Origin of the sequence: Bradyrhizobium sp. B124 (assembly GCF_038967635.1) — a bacterium.
GTDB lineage: Bacteria > Pseudomonadota > Alphaproteobacteria > Rhizobiales > Xanthobacteraceae > Bradyrhizobium.
Genome location: NZ_CP152413.1, coordinates 8,298,187 through 8,316,491, shown reverse-complemented (window position 1 = coordinate 8,316,491; position 18,305 = coordinate 8,298,187). Strand labels below are relative to the sequence as shown.

Sequence of the window (18,305 nt, the reverse complement as noted above, 5' to 3'; positions counted from 1 at the left end):
CATGGCAGATAGCTCGCTCGGGCTCTGGACCGTCCCGCTCGCCGTGTTCGGCGGCGCCATCCGCGTCTCGACGCCGTTCCTGTTCGTCAGCCTCGGCGAGTGCATCACCGAGCGAAGCGGCCGCATCAATCTCGGCCTCGAAGGCACGCTGGTGATGGGCGCGATGAGCGCCTACGGCATCTCCTATCTCTCCGGCTCGCCATGGCTAGGTGTGCTCGCGGCCGGGATCACCGGCGCCTTGTTCGGCGCGCTGCATGCCGGCATCTGCTCGCTGCCGCGGGTCAACGATATCGCAGTCGGCATCGCGCTGATGCTGCTCGGCACCGGCCTCGCCTTCTTTCTCGGCAAGCCGCTGATCGAGCCGACGGCGGCCCGGCTGCCGGCGATCGATTTCGGCTGGTGGAGCGACGTGCCGCAGGTGCGCGCGGCGCTGCGCATCAACGTGCTGTTCCTGATCGGCGTCGCGATCGCACCGCTGCTCTATTGGGCGTTCAGGACCACGCGCTGGGGCCTGTTGATCCGCACCGCCGGCGAAAGCGCTGACGCGGCGCGCGCGATGGGCCACTCCGTTCTGCTGATCCGGTTGCGCGCCACCATGGTCGGCGGCTTCCTCGCCGGCATCGGCGGCTCGTTCCTGTCGCTGTTCTATCCCGGCAGCTGGAACGAAGGGCTCTCCTCGGGACAGGGCATCACTGCGGTCGCGCTGGTGATCTTCGCGCGCTGGGACCCGATGCTGTGCCTGTGGGCCTCGCTCGCGTTCGGCGGCGCCGCCGCGCTCGGGCCTGCGCTGCAATCGGTCGGCATCACCTCGGGCTATCATTTGTTCAACGCCGCGCCCTACATCCTGACCCTGGCGATCATGATCATCACCTGCTCGCCGAAGCGCACGCTGACCGGCGCGCCCGCCGAATTGTCCATCACCCGATAGACGAGCGAGATCATTCCATGCCCGAGCGCTTCATCAAATCCGAGCCCTACGCCTGGCCCTACAATGGCGACCTGCGGCCGCAAAACACCGCGCTCATCATCATCGACATGCAGACCGATTTCTGCGGTGTCGGCGGCTATGTCGACAAGATGGGCTACGATCTGTCGCTGACGCGGGCGCCGATCGAGCCGATCAAGAAACTGCTCGCGGTGATGCGTGCGCAGGGCTTTCACATCATCCACACCCGCGAAGGCCACCGGCCCGACCTTACCGACCTCCCCGACAACAAGCGCTGGCGCTCGCGCCAGATCGGCGCCGGCATCGGCGATCCCGGCCCCTGCGGCCGCATCCTGGTGCGCGGCGAACCCGGCTGGGACATCATCCCCGATCTTGCGCCGCTGCCGGGCGAACCTGTTATCGACAAGCCCGGCAAGGGCTCGTTCTGCGCCACCGACCTCGAGCTGATGCTGCGGCTGCGCGGCATCGAGAACATCGTGCTGACCGGCATCACCACCGACGTCTGCGTCCACACCACGATGCGCGAGGCCAATGACCGCGGCTTCGAATGCGTGCTGGTCGAGGATTGCTGCGGCGCGACCGACAGGAGCAATCACGATCACGCGCTGAAGATGATCAAGATGCAGGGCGGCGTGTTCGGCGCGGTGACCAAATCCGCCGACCTGATCGGGGCGCTGTCGTGATCATCGGCGAACCGGCCGCCCCTTCAGGCGCGTTCGGCGTCGACGCCATCGCGATGACGATGCGGTTCGGCGACTTCGTAGCGCTCGACAATGTCGAGCTCAAGGTGCGGCCCGGCTCGTTCCACGCATTGCTCGGCGAGAATGGCGCGGGCAAGAGCACGCTCGTGAAATGCATCATGGGCTATTACCACGCCACCGAAGGCGACATCCTGGTCGGCGGCCGCCAGCAGACCATCGCCAATCCCAAGAATGCGCATGCGCTCGGGCTCGGCATGGTCTACCAGCACTTTACCCTCGTGCCGGCGATGACGGTCGCCGAGAACCTGGTGCTGGCGCGCGATGACGTGCCTGCCATGGTCGACTGGCGCAAGGAGAAGAAAGAGCTCGAGGCTTTCCTGGCGCGGATGCCGTTCAAGGTGCCGCTCGACGCGAAAGTCTCCGACATCTCCGCTGGCGAACGGCAGAAGTGCGAGATCCTCAAACAGCTCTATCTGAAGCGCCGTTTCCTGATCCTGGACGAGCCGACCTCGGTGCTGACGCCGGGCGAGGCCGACGAGGTGCTCGGCATGCTGCGCGCCATGGTGGTCGCGGGTGAACTGACCATCCTGATGATCACGCACAAGTTCCGCGAGGTGATGGCGTTTGCCGATGACGTCACGATCCTGCGCCGCGGCAAGCTCGCCGGCACCGGCCGGGTCGCCGATCTCACGCCGGACGAGATGGCCCGCACCATGATCGGCGCCGAACAGCTGACGGTGCAGCCGCCGCGCACCGGCGAGACCGGCGCGCCCCGGCTCGAGCTCGACAAGCTCACCGCGCTCGACGATGCCGGCGCGATCGCCGTGCACGGCGTGTCGCTGACGGTGAAGAGCGGCGAGATCGTCGGCATCGCCGGCGTCTCCGGCAACGGCCAGCGCCAGCTGGTCGAGGTGCTGGCCGGCCAGCGCGAATCCGAGGGCGGCGTGATCCGCGTCCAGGGCGAAACCTATGCGGCAAGCCGCGAGGAGATGCGCCGCCACAAGATGTCACTGCTGCCGGAGGAGCCGCTGAAGAACGCCTGCGTCGGCGGCATGAGCGTCGCCGACAACATCGCGTTCCGCGAGTTCGACCGCGCCCCGTTCGCGCGCGGCGGCTGGTGGCTGAACCGCTCGGCCTTCCGCGAGGACGCGGAGCGCAAGATCAACCGCTACAAGATCAAGACCCGCACGCCGGAGACCCCCATCGCGGCGCTGTCGGGCGGCAATGTGCAGCGCGCGGTGCTGGCGCGCGAGCTCTCGGGCGACGTCGAGGTGCTGATCGCCGCCAACCCGTGCTTCGGGCTCGACTTCGCGGCGGTGGCGCAGATCCACGCCGAGATCATGGCCGCCCGCAACCGTGGCGCCGCGGTGCTGCTGGTCAGCGAAGACCTCGACGAGCTGCTGGAATTGTCGGACCGGCTGGTCGTGATGTTCCACGGCGCATTCGTGCATGAGGCCCGCGCCAGCGAGGCCGACCTCACCGAGATCGGCCGGCACATGGCCGGGCATTAGGAGCTGAAGCGGCGGCAACGGCACCGCGCGCTCCCTCGCCCCGCTCTTGCGGGGAGAGGGTTGGGGTGAGGGGCCGCCTCCGCGTATACGGTGATAGCTGCGCTCGCGGAGACTCCCCTCACCCGGATCGCATTTCATGCGATCCGACCTCTCCCCGCACGCGGGGAGAGGTAAGAAAGAGACCCACACTCGAACCCGAACTTACCCGATCTCGAACGCGTCCGCGGCGAGATGCTTCAGATTGGCGTGCCAATGCTCGGCGATCTGAAGCCGGGTCGGCACCCAGACCCGTTCGTGCTTCTGGATATAATCGAGGAAGCGCATCAGCGCGGCGGCGCGGCCGGGACGGCCGACGACGCGGCAATGCAGGCCGACCGACATCATCTTGGGTCGCGTCGCACCCTCGGCGTAGAGCACGTCAAAGCTGTCCTTCAGATAGGTGTAGAACTCGTCGCCGCCGCCAAAACCCTGGGCGTTGATGAAGCGCATGTCGTTGGCATCGAGCGTATAGGGGATCACGAGATGCGGCTCGGTGCCGGCTGCCTTGATCCAGTATGGCAGATCGTCGGCGTAGGAATCGCAGAGATAGCGTAGCCCGCCCGCCTCCATCAGCAGCCGCAGCGTGTTGATCGAGGAGCGGCCGGTGTACCAGCCGAGCGGCCGCGCGCCGGTCGCCTCGGTATGCACGGCAATGGCGCGGGCAATCTCCTCGCGCTCCTCGTCCTCCGACATGTCCTTGTGTTCGACCCAGCGCAGGCTGTGGCTCGCAATATCCCAGCCCGCCTCCTGCATCGCCGCGACGACATCCGGATTGCGCTTCAGCGCCATCGCGACGCCGAACACCGTGGCCGGCAACTTCCGCTCGGTGAACATCCGCCACAGCCGCCAGAAGCCGGCGCGCGAGCCATATTCGAACATGGTTTCGATATTGGCATGGCGCTGGCCGACCCAGGGCTGCGCGCCCAGCACGTCGGACAGGAACGCCTCCGAGGCTCGATCGCCGTGCAGGATGTTGTTCTCGCCGCCCTCCTCGAAATTGACCACGAACTGCACGGCGACACGCGCAGCGTCGGGCCATTTCGGATCGGGCGGCGTGCGGCCGTAGCCGCGGAGATCGCGCGGATAGCGGGCCTCGGTCACATCAGATTTCCTCGAAACGGATCTGCTGCGCACCCTTCCACAACACGGTCTTGCCGAACGCGGTGAGGTTCTCCAGCCCCGAGGTCAGCGTGATGAAATGATTGCCGGCGAGCTGGCCCATCTTGCTGGCGAAGTGCACGCCGCCATAGGCGAGCAGGATTTCGGTTTCGCTGATGCCGCCCGGGTAGAGGATGATCTGGCCCGGCGCCGGATAGCTGGTGTGGTTCTCGTAGGACACGCCGAAATCGAGATCGCCGAGCGGCATCCACACGCCCTCGCCGCTCCAGCGCACATGGATCGCCTGACTCTCGAACGGCATCGCCTTGCGGAAGGCGGCGACCGTCTTCGGCGCGAGCTGCTCCTCGAAACGCGCGTCAAAGGTGAACTCGCCGGCGCGGACAATCAGTTTGCTCATCGAACTCTCGTGGGTGGGCTGGACGGGACGATGCCCCAACCTTTGACGCCGGCCCGCGCCGGACGCAAGGCCGATTCCGGCCCCAGATGCCGGTTTTTTGCCGCAATGGCGTCCGCGGCAACGCAGATTTGAGCAGGGTTGCGTTGCACCTCGCCTCCCGCTTTGCGAACCTCTCTGCATTCGCAAAGGAGAACGGCCGATGACGACAAACAGTCTGCAAGGACATGTGGCACTGGTGACCGGCGGCTCGCGCGGCATTGGTGCGGCCATCGTCAAAATGCTGGCGGACGCCGGCGCCGCCGTCGCCATCAACTATCGCGAGCGGTCGGCCGAGGCGGAGACGCTGGCGAAGGGCATCACCGCCGCCGGCGGCCGCGCCGTCGCTGTCGGAGCCGACGTCTCCGAGGCAGCCGCCGTCGCCCGCCTGGTCGAGCGCGCCAAAGCCGAGCTCGGCCCGGTCGACATCCTCGTCAACAATGCGGGGATCGCGATCGTCAGGGGTGTCGACGACCTCACCGAAGAGGATTTCGACCGCACCATCACGGTCAACCTCAAATCGGCGTTTCTCTGCACGCAAGCGGTGCTGCCGATGATGCGCACCCGGAAATGGGGCCGCATCGTCAACATCTCCTCCGGCGCTGCGCGCGGCGCCGGCGCGATCGGGCCGCACTACAACGCGTCGAAGGCGGCGATGGAGGGCCTGACCCGAGGCTACGCCGCGCGCCTCGTCAAGGAGGGCATCACCGTCAACGCCGTCGCACCGTCGCTGATCGAGACCGACATGATGAAGGGCCAGAGCGGCCTCGTCAGCCGGATCCCGATCGGCCGTTTCGGCACCGCCGAGGAGGTGGCGCAGGCGGTGATGCTGCTGGTCAACAATCCCTACATGACCGGGCAGACGATTGCGATGAGCGGCGGCATGGCGTTCAACTAGAGCGTTTTCGAGCGAAGTGGGTACCGGTTCGCGTGAAGAAAACGCGTCAAGACAAAAATCTAGAGCCCCGTTCCGATTTCAATCGGAACGGGGCTTTAGCGTCGTCGATGCCTTGACCGCGTTGCGGGTTTGCCCTACCGCTTGCGGCATGAACCGATCGAACCTCATCGCCAATTTCTGGTGGCTCGCCGACTGACAGGCGGCCGAACGCGTTCATGCATTTTCGGGGCCGCCGCATTGGGCGGCCTTTTTGTTTGGCTTCATCCAGCCCGCATGCGGTGTCCCCATTCAACCGAATGGAGATACAAATGACCAAACCGATCATCCTCACCGGCGACCGCACCACCGGGCCGCTGCATCTCGGCCATTATGCCGGCTCGCTCCGAAGCCGCCTGGGGTTTCAGGACAGCCATGAGCAGTTTCTGCTGCTCGCCGACATGCAGGCGCTGACCGACAATGCGCACGACATCGGCAAGGTGCGCAGCAACGTCATCGAGGTCGCGCTGGATTATCTTGCCGTCGGGATCGATCCCGAGGGAACCTCGATCTGCCTGCAATCGCAGCTCCCGGCGTTGGCGGAACTGTCGATGCTCTACCTCAACCTCGTCACCGTCGCGCGGCTAGAGCGCAATCCCACCATCAAGGACGAGATCCGCGCGCGCGGTTTTGGACGCGACATCCCGGCGGGTTTCCTGTGCTACCCGGTGGCGCAGGCCGCCGATATCACCGCGTTTCGCGCCACAATCGTGCCGGTCGGCGAGGATCAGGCGCCCCTGATCGAGCAGACCAACGAGATTATCAGGCGGGTCAACGCGCTCGCGGGCCGTACGCTGCTGCAGGAAGCCGAAGCTATCATCCCGCGCGCGGGGCGGCTGCCCGGCGTCGACGGACGCGCGAAGATGAGCAAGTCCGCGGGCAACGCGATTCCGCTTTCGGCCTCGCCCGATGACATCTCGGCCGCGGTGCGCGCGATGTTCACCGACCCCGATCATCTGCGTGTCGCCGACCCCGGCAAGGTCGAGGGCAATGTCGTCTTCACCTATCTCGACGCGTTCGACGACGATCACGACGCCGTCGAGGAATTGAAGGCGCGCTATCGGCGCGGCGGTCTCGGCGATATGACCGTCAAGCGGCGGCTGGAGGATATCCTGCAAGCCCTGATCGCACCGATCCGGACACGGCGCGCCGAGCTGGCCAACGATCGCGACCACGTCGTCGACGTGATCCGGCGCGGAACCGTGAAAGCGCGGGAGATTACCGAGCGCACCAGGCGCGACGTCATGGAGGGGTTTGGCTTGTTCCAGCTCTGAACGCCCGTCATCAAAGCATGGCAGGAACTGTGCTTGGCTATGGCCGTTGTCCGCTTGGCGAAAACCGGATTTGGAGCTTGTCGTGATCGATCCGAAAACGCTTCTCGAACGCGCCGCGCAGCTGGCCGATCAGGCCAAGGGCGAGGAAGATGCCGGCATCCGCGAGCGGCTGCTGCGCATGGCCGAGCATTATCGCGATCTCGCCGCACACGAGGCCTGGGCGCATGAAAACCCGCCATCGGTCGGCGCGCTCACGGGTGCGCTCGGCAGCCGCGCGCATTGACCTGATCTGCGATCAGCTCACGCGAATGCGATAGCCCAGCGACCGACGTGCGCCCGGCGCGATGTGCATCAGGCCAGGCTTGTCGGCGAACTCGCCATCGAACTCCGCGGGGCTGGCAAAACCATGCCACGGCTCGATGCAAAGGAACGGCGCGCCGCCGACCTTCGACCAGATGCCGAGCTCGCGGAAGCCGCGCCAGGACATTTCGATCGCCGGGCCTTGTGTGGCTGCTGCCGGGCCTAGTGTCGCTGTGAAGAGGATCGATGTACTTGCGACCTGATCGAAGACCATCGCGTCGTCATCGAACAGCTCCTCCGACAGCGCAAGCGTTCTGCCCTTGACCGGATTGGGTTCAGGCTGTGGCCGCATCAATCCATTCTTCAGCCGCCGGATCGGCGCAGGTTCAGTCTTGCCGAAGGTCAGCGTGTAAGCCTCCTTCGGCAGCCCCGGCACCAGCGGCCAGTTGAAGGCGGGATGACCACCGAGCGAGGCCGGTAGCATCTCGTCGCCGGTGTTGATGACATCGAAGGCGACATCGAGATCGGCGCCGTCTACGGTGTAGGTGACCTCGAGCCTGAACGCGAAGGGGTAGCGCGCACGGGTTTCCGCATCGTCGGTGAGCGCGAGCTTGCACGATCGCGGTCCCTGCTCCAGCCAGGCAAAGCGGCGATCCCGCGCAAAGCCGTGCTGCGTCATCGGATAGGTTTTGCCACGGTGGCGCAGCGTGTCGTTCTTCAACCGGCCGACGATCGGGAACAGGATCGGCGCATGGCGCGGCCATTGCGGGCCGGCCTGCCACAGCAACTCGGTTCCGTCGGCATTCCTGAGCGACGACAATTCGGCGCCTTGCGCCAGGATGGTCACGGCGATTCCATCGCCGCGCAGCGTATGACTGTCGCTCATGCCTCGCCTCGCCGGTTGCGCCATGCCCTGACACGAGATGTTCGATGCCGGCGAAGCCGTCAACCCCAAAGCGAAGGGGGCCGCCCGCTGCGTGGCGGCCCTCAAACCACAAGCCTAACCGGCGATCTTGGAGAAATCAGGCTGCCGCCGCTCGGCAAACGCGGCAAAGGCCTCCCGCGCTTCCGCGCTCATCAGCCGCTGCTGGAAGATTTCGCCCTCGCGCGCCATTTGCGCGCTGATCCTGGCGGGATCGCGCATCAGCGCCTTGGTGTGCTGGAGCGAGCCGAACGGCCGCTTCGCCAGCGCATCCGCCGCCGCGCGGGCCTTGGCGCGGAGATCCGCAAGCGGCACCACGGCATTGGCAAGACCGATGGAGACCGCGGTCTCCGCCTCGACCGGATCGCCGAGCGCGAACATCGCATAGGCGCGCGCATAGCCGATACGCTGCGGCAGCAGATAGGTCGACGCCGCCTCCGGCACCAGCGCCAGATTGACGAACGGCGTGATCAGCCGCGCGGTCGGCGCGAGGTAGACGAGGTCGCAATGCAGCAGCATGGTGGTGCCGATGCCGACCGCATTGCCCTGCACCGCGGCAACCAGCGGCCGCGTCGCCTTGGCAAGCCCGGCAAGGAAACGCGTCACGTGACGCTCGCCCTGCACGCCGCGCGACACCGCCGCGAAATCGGCGAGATCGTTGCCTGCGGTAAAGCTGTCGCCGTCGCCCTGCAACAGGACGGTGCGGATTGCAGAATCGCCTTCCGCGCGTTCGAGCGCGTCGGCCATCGTGCCATACATCGCGTTGGTGATCGCGTTCTTCTTGTCCGGACGCGCCATCGTCACGGTGAGAACGCCACCGTCCAGCGTTACGACCACTTCACTCATGTCTCACTCCTGTTGCTTGCTTCCTGATTGACGCGTTGTCTTGACGCGAACCGGTACCCGTTTCGCCTGAAGGCACGCTAGCCGTCCTTGTCCTTCGGAAATTTCTCTTGCAGGCTGGTCAGCCAGCGCGACACCACGTCGATCTCCGCTTCCGAAAACCCGTCCATCAGACGGTTGTTGATCACCCTGGTCCGCGTTGCGGCGCGCTTGCCGAGCTCCTGCCCCGCGGCGGTCAGATGGAGCCGCTGGCTGCGCCCGTCCTCACCGTCGCGCCGGCGCTTGACGAGACCCGCACGCTCCATCCGGTCGGCGAGCCCGGTCATCGCCGACGGCACGATGTCGAGCGCCTGCGAGACGTCGCCGATCAGCGCGCCGTCATTGCGCCCGAGGAAGAACAGCACGCCCGCCTGCGCCGACGTCAGATCGTGCGCGGCCGTCTCCTGCTCGATGGCGCGCTGCAGCCGCCGATAGGCCACGGTCAGAAGGAAGATCAACCGGTGTTCCGCTTTCATGTCGCTGTTATATATTTCGCGTGCGAAATATCAAGATATTTCGTGCGCGAAATATCTGGCGATTTCCGTTTGCCGTTTTGCGGCGCCTCAATGCACCGGCATCCAAGGCCCGTAAAATACGCAAATGAGCCCTCTCAACCGCTTTGATTGCGACATTTTGATCGCGACGCCGGACCGCTGCACTGCGCTCCAGCAGAAAACCCTTGATCGACAACGACCAAACGGGAAATCTTCCATCCGGGAGCCGCGGTTTGCATTGCGGCTCGGGCGGGGTCACGAGAGTGTCATGACGTCAGCGGCAAGTTCGGACAGGGACCGCGTTGTCCGCCCGAAGCGGCTACGCCATCTCAGCGAAGCCATGCGTTGTGAGACCGCGTTTCGCCTGATCCTGTCCGAATGCCTCGAGGAAGTCGCAACCAACCACGAGGCCCTGAGCTCCGGCGATCCCACAGCGCTCCACCAGACCCGCATTGCACTGACGCGGCTGAAGGCGGCGATCGCCTTCTACGGCCCGATGGTGGCGGACACCGAATGGACGCGGCTGAAATCCGAGTTGAAATGGCTGAGCGCCTATCTCAGCGCAACGCGCGACCTCGACGTTGCGATCGACAACAGCAAAGGGCTGCCGGAAGAGCGCATGCTCCAGACAGCGCGAACCGATGCGTTCGAAGCGCTCAAAGAAGCCTTGCAAAGCGACCGTTACTGGCGATGGTTCGACGGCATGTGGGACTGGGTCGGCAGCGGCCCCTGGAGCACGCGGCAGAACCGCCGTGCCGCGCAACGGCGCGCCGTGCCGGTCTCGGTCTTTCACGCGCGCCGGCTGGCGCGGTGGCACGGCAAGCTGTGCCAGAAGAGCCGCGGGCTGCAAGGGATGGGCAAGAACAAGCGCCACCGCCTCCGTCTCGCCAGCAAGCGGCTGCGCTACGCCATCGAGTTCTCGGAAGGCGGATTGCCCCCCGACGAATACGCGTCATGGCGGACCGTCCTCAAGCATCTGCGCAAGGGGCAGCAGCTACTCGGCGAATTGAACGATGACGAGGTCCGCCGCGCGCTGCTCGAAAGTGCCGATGCCCTCGCGCGGCGCGCCGACGAGCGCAAGGCCAAGCAACAGCGCGTGCATGAGCGCAAACGCAAGAGCCGCCTGCTGCGCCGCGCTGCAGACGTCTACCGGAAGATCGCCAACTGAAGCGCATCGGCGGCGGCGCGGATGCGGGCCGGAATTGATGGTTGCGCTAGAATTGATGTATAAAACATCACTTATTGGACTTGCCGCATCACTACTTGATGTGCATAAATGACATCCAAACAGACCCGACTCTCAATCGACGGCTTTGATCGATGATCACCGCGGCGCAGCTCCGGGCTGCCAGAGCCTTGCTTGGCATTGACCAAAGGCAGCTCGCCGAGCTGTCCGGACTTTCGGTGCCGACCATCCAGCGCATGGAGGCGAGCGAGGGCACCATTCGCGGCAATGTCGACTCGCTTGTGAAACTGATCGACGCGCTCGGCACGGCCGGCGTCGAGGTCGTCAACGAGGGCGCCGTCAGCAGCGGCGGCGGCCGCGGCGTGCGACTGAAGGCCGGATCCGGCTCGCCGAAGGTGCAGACATGATCCAGGCGGTCACTCAGCAGGTCTGGTGTGTTGCCGCACTGCTGGGAACGACCGCTCTCGCAATCGCAACGACCCGATCGCGCCGATCGACAACCATCGTCTACGGCGCGACCTTTGCGATTTCGCTGGTCGCATTGGCCGGAGCCCTGTTCTCGCTCATCTCCCACGCCAGCGCGACGGAACTGATACTGCCGATCGGCTTGCCGTGGCTGGGATCGCATTTCCGCCTCGACGCGCTCGCGGCATTCTTTCTCGCCGTGGTCAATCTCGGCGGTGCGGCCGCAAGTCTTTATGGCCTCGGCTATGGCAATCACGAGTCCGCGCCGCAGCGCATCCTTCCCTTCTTTCCGGCATTCCTGGCCGGGATGAACCTCGTTGTGCTGGCCGACGATGCGTTCACCTACCTGCTGTGCTGGGAATTCATGTCGCTTGCGTCCTGGGCGCTCGTGATGGCGCACCACCGCGATGCGGACAATGCGCGCGCGGGCTACGTCTATCTCGTCATGGCAAGCTTCGGAACGCTCGCTTTGTTGCTCGCTTTCGGCCTGCTGTCGGGAGCTGGCGGCAGCTACGGTTTTGCGGCCATCCGCAGCGCCCAGCACACACCGTCCGAAGCCGCCCTGGTGCTCGCGCTGATGCTGCTCGGCGCCGGATCAAAAGCCGGCCTGGTTCCGTTGCACGTGTGGCTGCCGCTGGCCCATCCCGCAGCACCAAGCCATGTCTCGGCGCTGATGAGCGGCGTGATGACCAAGGTCGCGATCTATGGGTTCATCCGCGTCGTGTTCGATCTGCTCGGGCCGCCAAGCTGGTCGGCGGGTGTCGTGGTGCTGGTCCTCGGCGGCGCGACCGCTGTGATGGGGATCCTCTATGCGCTGATGGAAAAGGATCTCAAGCGCCTGCTCGCCTACAGCACGATCGAGAACATCGGCGTCATCTTCGCAAGCCTCGGCCTTGCACTGGCATTTCAGGCGAACGGCCTCGGCCTGGCAGCAGCCCTCGCCTTCACGGCCGCGCTGTTCCACGTGCTCAACCATTCGTTCTTCAAGAGCCTGCTGTTCTTCGGCGCGGGCGCCGTGCTGACGTCGACCGGCGAACGCGACATGGAGAAGCTGGGCGGCCTGATCCACCGCATGCCGCTCACCAGCTTCGTCTTTCTCGTCGGCTGCGTTGCGATCTCGGCGCTTCCGCCGTTCAACGGGTTCGTCTCCGAATGGCTGATGTTTCAGGCCGTCCTGCAGAGCCCCGATCTGCCGCAATGGCTACTGAAGATCATGGTGCCCGCAGTCGGCGCCTTGTTGGCGCTGGCGGCGGCACTCGCCGCCGCTTGCTTCGTCAAGGCCTTCGGAATCACGTTCCTCGGCCGCGCGCGGAGCCCGGCCGCACAAGCCGCAGGCGAAGTCGATCGCTATTCGCTTGCCGCGATGTTCAGCCTCGCCGCGCTCTGCTTCCTCGCCGGCATTCTACCGGGTCTGGTGATCGACGCGCTCTCGCCGGTCACGACGGCCATGATCGGCCACCAGATGCCGCTCCAGGCGAACGACCCCTGGTTCTCGATCGTGCCGATCGAAGAGAGCCGCAGTTCCTACAACGGATTGCTCGTCTTTGTTTTCATCACGGCCGCGGCGTCGCTTGCGGTGTATTTCATCCATCGCTTTGCCTCGCGCGCGATCCGGCGCGGACCGGCCTGGGGGTGTGGCTTCACCGATCCGACACCGGCGGCGCAGTATTCCGGGGCGAGCTTCGTCCAGCCGATCCGCCGGGTGTTCGGCACGTTGGTTTTCCAGGCCCGCGAGCATGTCGACATGCCTTCGCCGGGCGAACTGCGGCCGGCCCGCTTCAGGGTCGATATGCACGATCTGGTCTGGGAGCGGCTGTATACGCCGGTGACTGAAGTCGTCTGGTTTTTCGCCGATCGGCTGAACCAGCTCCAGTTCCTGACCATCCGCCGCTACCTCAGTTTGGTCTTCGTAACCCTCGTCACATTGCTGCTGGTCGTCGCGATATGGTCGTGATCTCGGACATCCTCGTTCAGTTGGGCCAGATGACGCTCGTGCTGCTGCTCGCGCCGCTGCTGACCGGCGTCGTGCGCAAGGTCAAGGCCCGCCTGTTGCGTCGGAGGGGAGCGTCGATCTTCCAACCCTACCGCGACCTGCTGCGGCTGCTACGCAAGGAGGTCGTGCTCGCCGAAAACGCGTCCTGGCTGTTCCGTGTCACGCCCTACATAACGTTCGCGGCCATCTGGGTCGCCGCGGCGCTGGTCCCGACATTTGCGACCGGCTTGCAATTCAACTGGAGCGCCGACCTGATCGCGATCGTCGCCCTGCTCGGCAGCGCGCGCTTCTTCCTCGCACTTGCCGGCATGGATGTCGGCACCAGCTTCGGCGGCATCGGCTCCAGCCGCGAGGTGATGATCGCAGCGTTGGCCGAGCCAGCCATGTTGTTGATGGTGTTCTGCGTCGCGCTCATTGCCGGCTCCACCCAGCTGTCAACGGTCGCGACCTTCATGGCGTCGTCCGAAGTGGGACTGCGCGTCTCGCTCGGCATGGCGATGATTGCGCTCATCATGGTGGCGCTTGCCGAAAACGCGCGCATCCCGGTCGACAACCCGGCGACGCATCTGGAGCTGACCATGGTGCACGAGGCGATGATCCTCGAGTATTCCGGGCGTCACCTTGCCATGATCGAGTTTGGCGCCTTTCTCAAGCTGCTGCTGTACATTTCCCTGATCATCTGCGTGTTCTTCCCGTGGCAGATCACCACCGAAGGCGCGGGTCCGCTGTCCTATCTGGTGAGCGTCGCCGCCTACATCCTCAAGCTTGCGGTCGCAAGCTTCCTGCTTGCCGTGTTCGAGACCGCGACGGCGAAGGTGCGGGTTTTCCGTGTCCCCGAGTTCCTCGGCGCCGCGCTGATGCTCGGCCTGCTCGGCACGCTGCTTCGGTTCGTGTCACGGAGCTTCTGATGCACAACCTCGCCTTCGACATCGCCCATCTGCTCGCCGGCGGGCTCGTGCTGATCAGCTTCATGATGCTGTACCAGGACCGCCTGTATGCGCTGCTGAACATCTTCGCACTTCATGCAGTGGTGCTCGCGCTTTCCGTCGCCTGGCAGGCCTACGTGCAGAACGCACCGCATCTCTACGTGACGGCCGTGATCGCGCTGGTCTTCAAGGCGACCATCATCCCGGTGGCGCTGCACCGGATCGTCAAGCAGCTCGGCATTCATCGCGATATCGAGACCTCGGTAGGTATCGGCCTGACCATGCTGGCGGGCATGGGGCTCGTCGCCCTCTCCATGATGGTGATGCTCCGCGTGACCGGCGCCGCCGATCCGCTGGCGCGGGAAGACCTCGCCTTCGCGCTGTCGGTGGTGCTGCTGGGATTGCTCGTCATGGTGACCCGGCGCAACGCCGTGAGCCAGGTCGTCGGCTTCATGTCGCTGGAGAACGGATTGGTGCTGGCCGCGACCGGCGCCAAGGGCATGCCGCTCGTCGTGGAAATCAGCGTCGCGTTTTCGATCCTGATCGCATTCATCGTCATCGGCGTGTTCCTGTTCCGAATTCGGGAGCGGTTCGACACCGTCGACGTCGGCGCACTCGATGAATTCAGGGGAGAGCGGCGATGACTGCGGCGTCGGATGCGGTCGCCTGGGTTCTACTGATACCGATTTGTGCCGCGGCGGTGCTTGCGGCGCTGCCCGGCTACCGCCTGACCGCAGCGCTCAATATCCTCGCCAGTCTCGGCACCTTGCTGGCCGCGCTTTCGCTGCTCGTCATCGAGCGCCCGCAACCCAGCCCGTACCTGCTGATTGACGATCTCAACATCGTCTTCATCGTACTCAACACCTTCGTGGGCTTCACCACGAGCGTGTTCAGCGCGAGCTATATCGCCCACGAACTCGAGACCGGGCGGCTCACGCCGGGCTATCTGCGATTCTACCATGCCATGTATCAGGTCATGATGTTCGGCATGAACCTCGCATTCGTGTCGAACAATATCGGCCTGATGTGGGTTGCAGTCGAGATCGCCACGCTGACCACCGTCCTGATGGTCGGCATCTACCGGACCCATGCGGCGCTGGAGGCCGCCTGGAAGTATTTCATCCTCGGCAGCGTCGGTATCGCGCTCGCGCTGTTCGGCACGATCCTAGTGTACATGGCGGCACGGCCGGTCATCGGCGAGGGCCAGGACGCCATGGTGTGGACGGTGTTGATCAGCCGCGCCGCAACCTTCGATCCGGCATTGCTCAACGTCGCCTTCATCTTCCTGCTGCTCGGATACGGGACCAAGGTTGGCCTGGCGCCGCTGCACGCCTGGCTTCCGGATGCCCATGCCGAGGGCCCGACCCCGATCTCCGCCGTGCTCTCCGGCCTCTTGCTCAACGTTGCGCTCTACGCTGTGCTCCGCTTCAAGATCCTGCTCGCCGCCAATCCGGATGCGATATCGCCGGGCCCGCTGATGGTGACGATGGGGCTGACCTCGCTGCTGTTCGCAGCCTTCATGCTTTACCGCCGCCGCGACATCAAACGGCTGTTCGCCTATTCCTCGATCGAGCACATGGGCATCATCGTGTTTGCGTTCGGGATGGGTGGCCCGCTCGCCAACTTTGCCGGCCTGCTGCACATGGTGATGCACAGCCTCACCAAGTCGGGGATCTTCTACGCCGTCGGCCACATCGCACAGGTGAAGGGCACGCAGCGGATCGCCAACATTCGCGGCCTGACCGAAACCCATCCGGCCCTCGGCTGGAGTCTCGTGATCGGCGTGGTCGCGATCGCCGGCCTGCCGCCGCTCGGCATCTTCATGAGCGAATTTCTCATCGTCAGTTCCACCTTCGCGCGCCAGCCGCTGCTCGCCATCCCGCTGGTCTTCGGCCTGCTGCTTGCCCTCGGCGCGCTGATCCTGCGCCTGACCAGCCTTGCTTTCGGCGAGCCGCGCGGCAGTGTCGCGCCGGCGGATGCATCCTATTTGCCGATGTTCGCGCATTTCGCGCTGGTGCTGACTGCGGGCATCTACCTTCCGGGACCGCTGGTTGTCTGGTTCCAGCACGTCGCCAACCTCCTGGGCTAGCGCGAGGGAGAACGGGATATGCCGAAATTGATCGATCTGATCCAGGCGGGCCGCAAGGTCGAACGGCACTATCCGTGGCCACGCGCAGTGGTGGACGACGACGTCTGGCGCTCCGCCGCCAGCGCCCTCGCCGATGGCGGCTTGAGCCTGCTCGGGCTATGGGGCGAAGCATCGTGCGTGCATATGGCCATCCTCGACGACCGCACCTCCGATATCGGCGTGATCAGCCTGGATTGTCCCGATCGCCAATTCCCGTCGGTCGCGGCCTATCATCCTCCGGCGCTCCGATTGGAGCGCACCGTCCACGACCTGTTCGGGCTTCAGGCCGCGGGCACGCCGGATCCCCGTCCCTGGCTCGATCATGGCCGATGGCAAATGCGTTTCCCGCTGGGCGAACGTCTCGATGCATCACCGGATGCGGCGCCTTATCAATTCCTTCCGGCCGAAGGGGACAGCCTGCATCAGATTCCGGTCGGCCCCGTGCATGCCGGCATCATCGAGCCCGGACATTTCCGCTTTACGGCGAGCGGCGAGACCGTGGTCCGCCTGGAGCAGCGGCTCGGCTACACCCATAAGGGCATCGAAGGGCTGATGGCTGGGAGCACCATCGAGCAGGCCGCGCGGCTCGCCGGCCGGGTCTCCGGCGACAGCACGGTCGCCTATGGACTGGCATTCGCGCAAGCCGTCGAGGCCGCGCAGCAGATTGCCGTGCCCCCCCGCGCGCTGTTGCTGCGTGCGCTGATGGCCGAGCTCGAGCGACTGGCCAATCATCTCGGTGACATCGGAGCAATCTGCAACGATGCGTCATTTGCGCTGATGCAGGCACATTGCGCCGTGCTGCGCGAGTGCGTGCTGCGCGCGGCCGACGTTGCATTCGGCCACCGCCTGATGCGCGACCTTATCGTTCCCGGCGGCGTCGCACGCGACATCGCCAGCGACGGACCCAACGCAATCCGGGCCGCGCTCGACCAGATCCGCCGGCATTTCCCTGCGCTGGTCGAACTCTACGACAACACCGCCTCGTTGCAGGATCGCACCGTCACCACCGGCATCGTGACCCCGGCGCTCGCCCGGCAATTCGCAGCCGGTGGCTATGTCGGGCGCGCAAGCGGCCGCAACCATGACGCCCGACGCAGCCCCGGCTATCTCCCCTATGATGGTCTGCGTTTCGACGTCCCCGTTCTCAGCGATGGCGACGTCAACGCCCGCGTCTGGATCCGGATCCGGGAAGTCGAGCAGAGTCTTGCGCTGACGGACCAGATCCTGATCGGCCTCGAGGGCGGCCCCGTCAGAGTGTCGCTGCAAGGTGCGACCGAGCCTTGCGAAGGCATCGCGCTGGTCGAAGGTTTCCGGGGCGACATTCTGGCCTGGCTGCGCCTGAACGGCGATCGGATCGAGCGATGTCATCTGCGCGATCCGTCATGGTTTCAGTGGCCCCTGCTCGAGGCAGCGATCGAAGGCAACATCGTGGCGGACTTCCCACTCTGCAACAAGTCGTTCAACTGCTCCTATTCGGGGCAGGACCTCTGAGGACCGCAGGCGATGCGCAAACTTTTGTTCCAGAGCCTGTTTCGCCAGCCCTTGACCGAACAGGCGCCGCGTCCGGACGACACTGCGCTCGCGGAGCTCGCGGCCACGGTCGGTCGCACCGCACGACGACGCCTCGGCCGCAGCCTTTCGATCCGCGAGGTCGATGCAGGCTCGTGCAATGGATGCGAGCTGGAAATTCACGCGCTGAGCAATGCGTATTACGATGTCGAACGGTTTGGAATCCGGTTCGTCGCCTCGCCGCGTCACGCCGATGTCCTGCTCGTCACAGGTCCGGTCACGCAGAACATGCGCGAGGCGCTGGAGCGCACATACCGCGCGACCCCCGATCCCAAATGGGTCGTCGCTGTGGGCGATTGCGCCAGGGATGGCGGATGCTTTGCCGGCAGCTATGCGGTGGTTGGCGGGGTCTCGGCAGTTGTACCTGTCGATCTCCATATTCCGGGTTGCCCTCCTTCGCCGATGGCCATTCTGCGTGGCCTCATCAGCTTGATCGAGGTGGCGGAGTCCGGCACCGCGGCAAAATGAGAGCAGAGACGCGTT

General features: G+C 65.2%; 19 protein-coding genes. 14 read left to right on the top strand and 5 right to left on the bottom strand.

Annotated features, from left to right (window positions below; genetic code table 11):
* Position 1: 1 nt before the first annotated feature.
* The 3 genes from AAFG13_RS39020 to AAFG13_RS39010 are packed head-to-tail and all read left to right on the top strand — an operon-like array spanning position 2 to position 3,158.
* On the top strand, positions 2–928 hold the full coding sequence (locus AAFG13_RS39020) for an ABC transporter permease (protein WP_212311395.1): 927 nt from the start codon (positions 2–4) through the stop codon (positions 926–928).
* Between the two features lie 17 nt (positions 929–945).
* On the top strand, positions 946–1,629 hold the full coding sequence (locus AAFG13_RS39015) for an isochorismatase family cysteine hydrolase (RefSeq protein WP_212311396.1): 684 nt from the start codon (positions 946–948) through the stop codon (positions 1,627–1,629).
* Positions 1,626–3,158 (top strand): ABC transporter ATP-binding protein, encoded by a 1,533-nt coding sequence (locus tag AAFG13_RS39010; RefSeq protein WP_342710273.1) that lies wholly within the window; start codon positions 1,626–1,628, stop codon positions 3,156–3,158. The genes AAFG13_RS39015 and AAFG13_RS39010 overlap by 4 nt, the downstream gene beginning before the upstream one ends.
* Positions 3,159–3,359: 201 nt before the next feature.
* On the opposite strand, the gene puuE is transcribed toward AAFG13_RS39010, so the two are convergent.
* Complete coding sequence (gene puuE, locus AAFG13_RS39005) at positions 3,360–4,298, bottom strand: allantoinase PuuE (RefSeq protein ID WP_342710272.1); 939 nt, start codon at positions 4,296–4,298, stop codon at positions 3,360–3,362.
* A gap of 1 nt (position 4,299) precedes the next feature.
* Positions 4,300–4,713 (bottom strand): DUF3830 family protein, encoded by a 414-nt coding sequence (locus AAFG13_RS39000; RefSeq protein ID WP_092124838.1) that lies wholly within the window; start codon positions 4,711–4,713, stop codon positions 4,300–4,302.
* Positions 4,714–4,912: 199 nt separating this feature from the next.
* Here AAFG13_RS39000 and AAFG13_RS38995 point away from each other — a divergent pair, with 199 nt between their 5' ends.
* The 3 genes from AAFG13_RS38995 to AAFG13_RS38985 all read left to right on the top strand — a co-directional run bounded on the left by AAFG13_RS38995 (position 4,913) and on the right by AAFG13_RS38985 (position 7,240).
* Positions 4,913–5,647 (top strand): 3-oxoacyl-ACP reductase family protein, encoded by a 735-nt coding sequence (locus AAFG13_RS38995; RefSeq protein ID WP_342710271.1) that lies wholly within the window; start codon positions 4,913–4,915, stop codon positions 5,645–5,647.
* Between the two features lie 308 nt (positions 5,648–5,955).
* Positions 5,956–6,957, top strand: coding sequence for a tryptophan--tRNA ligase (gene trpS / locus AAFG13_RS38990; RefSeq protein ID WP_342710270.1), 1,002 nt, complete (start codon positions 5,956–5,958; stop codon positions 6,955–6,957).
* Between the two features lie 82 nt (positions 6,958–7,039).
* A complete protein-coding gene (locus AAFG13_RS38985; RefSeq protein ID WP_212311401.1) occupies positions 7,040–7,240 on the top strand; it encodes a hypothetical protein in 201 nt (66 codons plus the stop codon).
* Positions 7,241–7,252: 12 nt separating this feature from the next.
* Here the strand turns inward: AAFG13_RS38985 and AAFG13_RS38980 are convergent, their stop codons facing one another.
* The 3 genes from AAFG13_RS38980 to AAFG13_RS38970 form a co-directional block, all read right to left on the bottom strand.
* Complete coding sequence (locus AAFG13_RS38980; protein ID WP_342710269.1) at positions 7,253–8,143, bottom strand: aldose 1-epimerase family protein; 891 nt, start codon at positions 8,141–8,143, stop codon at positions 7,253–7,255.
* Between the two features lie 114 nt (positions 8,144–8,257).
* Positions 8,258–9,025: an enoyl-CoA hydratase-related protein gene (locus AAFG13_RS38975; protein ID WP_342710268.1), complete on the bottom strand. Its 768-nt coding sequence runs from the start codon at positions 9,023–9,025 to the stop codon at positions 8,258–8,260.
* Between the two features lie 77 nt (positions 9,026–9,102).
* Positions 9,103–9,537, bottom strand: a complete 435-nt coding sequence (locus AAFG13_RS38970; protein ID WP_342710267.1) for a MarR family transcriptional regulator — start codon at positions 9,535–9,537, stop codon at positions 9,103–9,105.
* A 286-nt stretch (positions 9,538–9,823) separates the two neighbouring features.
* Here AAFG13_RS38970 and AAFG13_RS38965 point away from each other — a divergent pair, with 286 nt between their 5' ends.
* The 8 genes from AAFG13_RS38965 to nuoB all read left to right on the top strand — a co-directional run bounded on the left by AAFG13_RS38965 (position 9,824) and on the right by nuoB (position 18,290).
* The gene (locus AAFG13_RS38965) at positions 9,824–10,723 is read left to right on the top strand and encodes a CHAD domain-containing protein (RefSeq protein ID WP_342710265.1); all 900 of its coding nucleotides are present in this window, start codon (positions 9,824–9,826) and stop codon (positions 10,721–10,723) included.
* A gap of 152 nt (positions 10,724–10,875) precedes the next feature.
* On the top strand, positions 10,876–11,148 hold the full coding sequence (locus tag AAFG13_RS38960; RefSeq protein ID WP_212311404.1) for a helix-turn-helix transcriptional regulator: 273 nt from the start codon (positions 10,876–10,878) through the stop codon (positions 11,146–11,148).
* Positions 11,145–13,160 carry a hydrogenase 4 subunit B gene (hyfB, locus tag AAFG13_RS38955; protein WP_342710264.1) on the top strand — a complete coding sequence of 672 codons (2,016 nt, stop codon included), beginning with the start codon at positions 11,145–11,147 and terminating at the stop codon, positions 13,158–13,160. Before AAFG13_RS38960 ends, hyfB begins: the two co-directional genes overlap by 4 nt.
* A complete protein-coding gene (locus tag AAFG13_RS38950) occupies positions 13,151–14,107 on the top strand; it encodes an NADH-quinone oxidoreductase subunit H (RefSeq protein WP_212311405.1) in 957 nt (318 codons plus the stop codon). The genes hyfB and AAFG13_RS38950 overlap by 10 nt, the downstream gene beginning before the upstream one ends.
* Positions 14,107–14,769 (top strand): hydrogenase-4 component E, encoded by a 663-nt coding sequence (locus AAFG13_RS38945; RefSeq protein WP_212311406.1) that lies wholly within the window; start codon positions 14,107–14,109, stop codon positions 14,767–14,769. Before AAFG13_RS38950 ends, AAFG13_RS38945 begins: the two co-directional genes overlap by 1 nt.
* A complete protein-coding gene (locus tag AAFG13_RS38940; protein ID WP_212311407.1) occupies positions 14,766–16,214 on the top strand; it encodes a hydrogenase 4 subunit F in 1,449 nt (482 codons plus the stop codon). Before AAFG13_RS38945 ends, AAFG13_RS38940 begins: the two co-directional genes overlap by 4 nt.
* A gap of 18 nt (positions 16,215–16,232) precedes the next feature.
* Positions 16,233–17,744, top strand: a complete 1,512-nt coding sequence (locus AAFG13_RS38935; RefSeq protein WP_212311408.1) for an NADH-quinone oxidoreductase subunit C — start codon at positions 16,233–16,235, stop codon at positions 17,742–17,744.
* Between the two features lie 12 nt (positions 17,745–17,756).
* Positions 17,757–18,290, top strand: a complete 534-nt coding sequence (gene nuoB, locus AAFG13_RS38930; RefSeq protein WP_212311409.1) for an NADH-quinone oxidoreductase subunit NuoB — start codon at positions 17,757–17,759, stop codon at positions 18,288–18,290.
* The last annotated feature ends 15 nt before the right edge of the window (positions 18,291–18,305 follow it).

What these genes read in the sequence shown, in the direction of transcription:
- AAFG13_RS38960 (WP_212311404.1), top strand. Translation starts at nt 10,876, where the DNA reads ATGATCACCGCGGCGCAGCTCCGGGCTGCCAGAGCCTTGCTTGGCATT.
- hyfB (WP_342710264.1), top strand. Translation starts at nt 11,145, where the DNA reads ATGATCCAGGCGGTCACTCAGCAGGTCTGGTGTGTTGCCGCACTGCTG.
- AAFG13_RS38980 (WP_342710269.1), bottom strand. Translation starts at nt 8,143, where the DNA reads ATGAGCGACAGTCATACGCTGCGCGGCGATGGAATCGCCGTGACCATC.
- AAFG13_RS39015 (WP_212311396.1), top strand. Translation starts at nt 946, where the DNA reads ATGCCCGAGCGCTTCATCAAATCCGAGCCCTACGCCTGGCCCTACAAT.
- nuoB (WP_212311409.1), top strand. Translation starts at nt 17,757, where the DNA reads ATGCGCAAACTTTTGTTCCAGAGCCTGTTTCGCCAGCCCTTGACCGAA.
- AAFG13_RS38935 (WP_212311408.1), top strand. Translation starts at nt 16,233, where the DNA reads ATGCCGAAATTGATCGATCTGATCCAGGCGGGCCGCAAGGTCGAACGG.
- AAFG13_RS38945 (WP_212311406.1), top strand. Translation starts at nt 14,107, where the DNA reads ATGCACAACCTCGCCTTCGACATCGCCCATCTGCTCGCCGGCGGGCTC.
- AAFG13_RS39000 (WP_092124838.1), bottom strand. Translation starts at nt 4,713, where the DNA reads ATGAGCAAACTGATTGTCCGCGCCGGCGAGTTCACCTTTGACGCGCGT.
- AAFG13_RS38970 (WP_342710267.1), bottom strand. Translation starts at nt 9,537, where the DNA reads ATGAAAGCGGAACACCGGTTGATCTTCCTTCTGACCGTGGCCTATCGG.
- AAFG13_RS38965 (WP_342710265.1), top strand. Translation starts at nt 9,824, where the DNA reads ATGACGTCAGCGGCAAGTTCGGACAGGGACCGCGTTGTCCGCCCGAAG.
- AAFG13_RS39020 (WP_212311395.1), top strand. Translation starts at nt 2, where the DNA reads ATGGCAGATAGCTCGCTCGGGCTCTGGACCGTCCCGCTCGCCGTGTTC.
- AAFG13_RS38975 (WP_342710268.1), bottom strand. Translation starts at nt 9,025, where the DNA reads ATGAGTGAAGTGGTCGTAACGCTGGACGGTGGCGTTCTCACCGTGACG.
- AAFG13_RS38995 (WP_342710271.1), top strand. Translation starts at nt 4,913, where the DNA reads ATGACGACAAACAGTCTGCAAGGACATGTGGCACTGGTGACCGGCGGC.
- trpS (WP_342710270.1), top strand. Translation starts at nt 5,956, where the DNA reads ATGACCAAACCGATCATCCTCACCGGCGACCGCACCACCGGGCCGCTG.
- AAFG13_RS38950 (WP_212311405.1), top strand. Translation starts at nt 13,151, where the DNA reads ATGGTCGTGATCTCGGACATCCTCGTTCAGTTGGGCCAGATGACGCTC.
- AAFG13_RS38940 (WP_212311407.1), top strand. Translation starts at nt 14,766, where the DNA reads ATGACTGCGGCGTCGGATGCGGTCGCCTGGGTTCTACTGATACCGATT.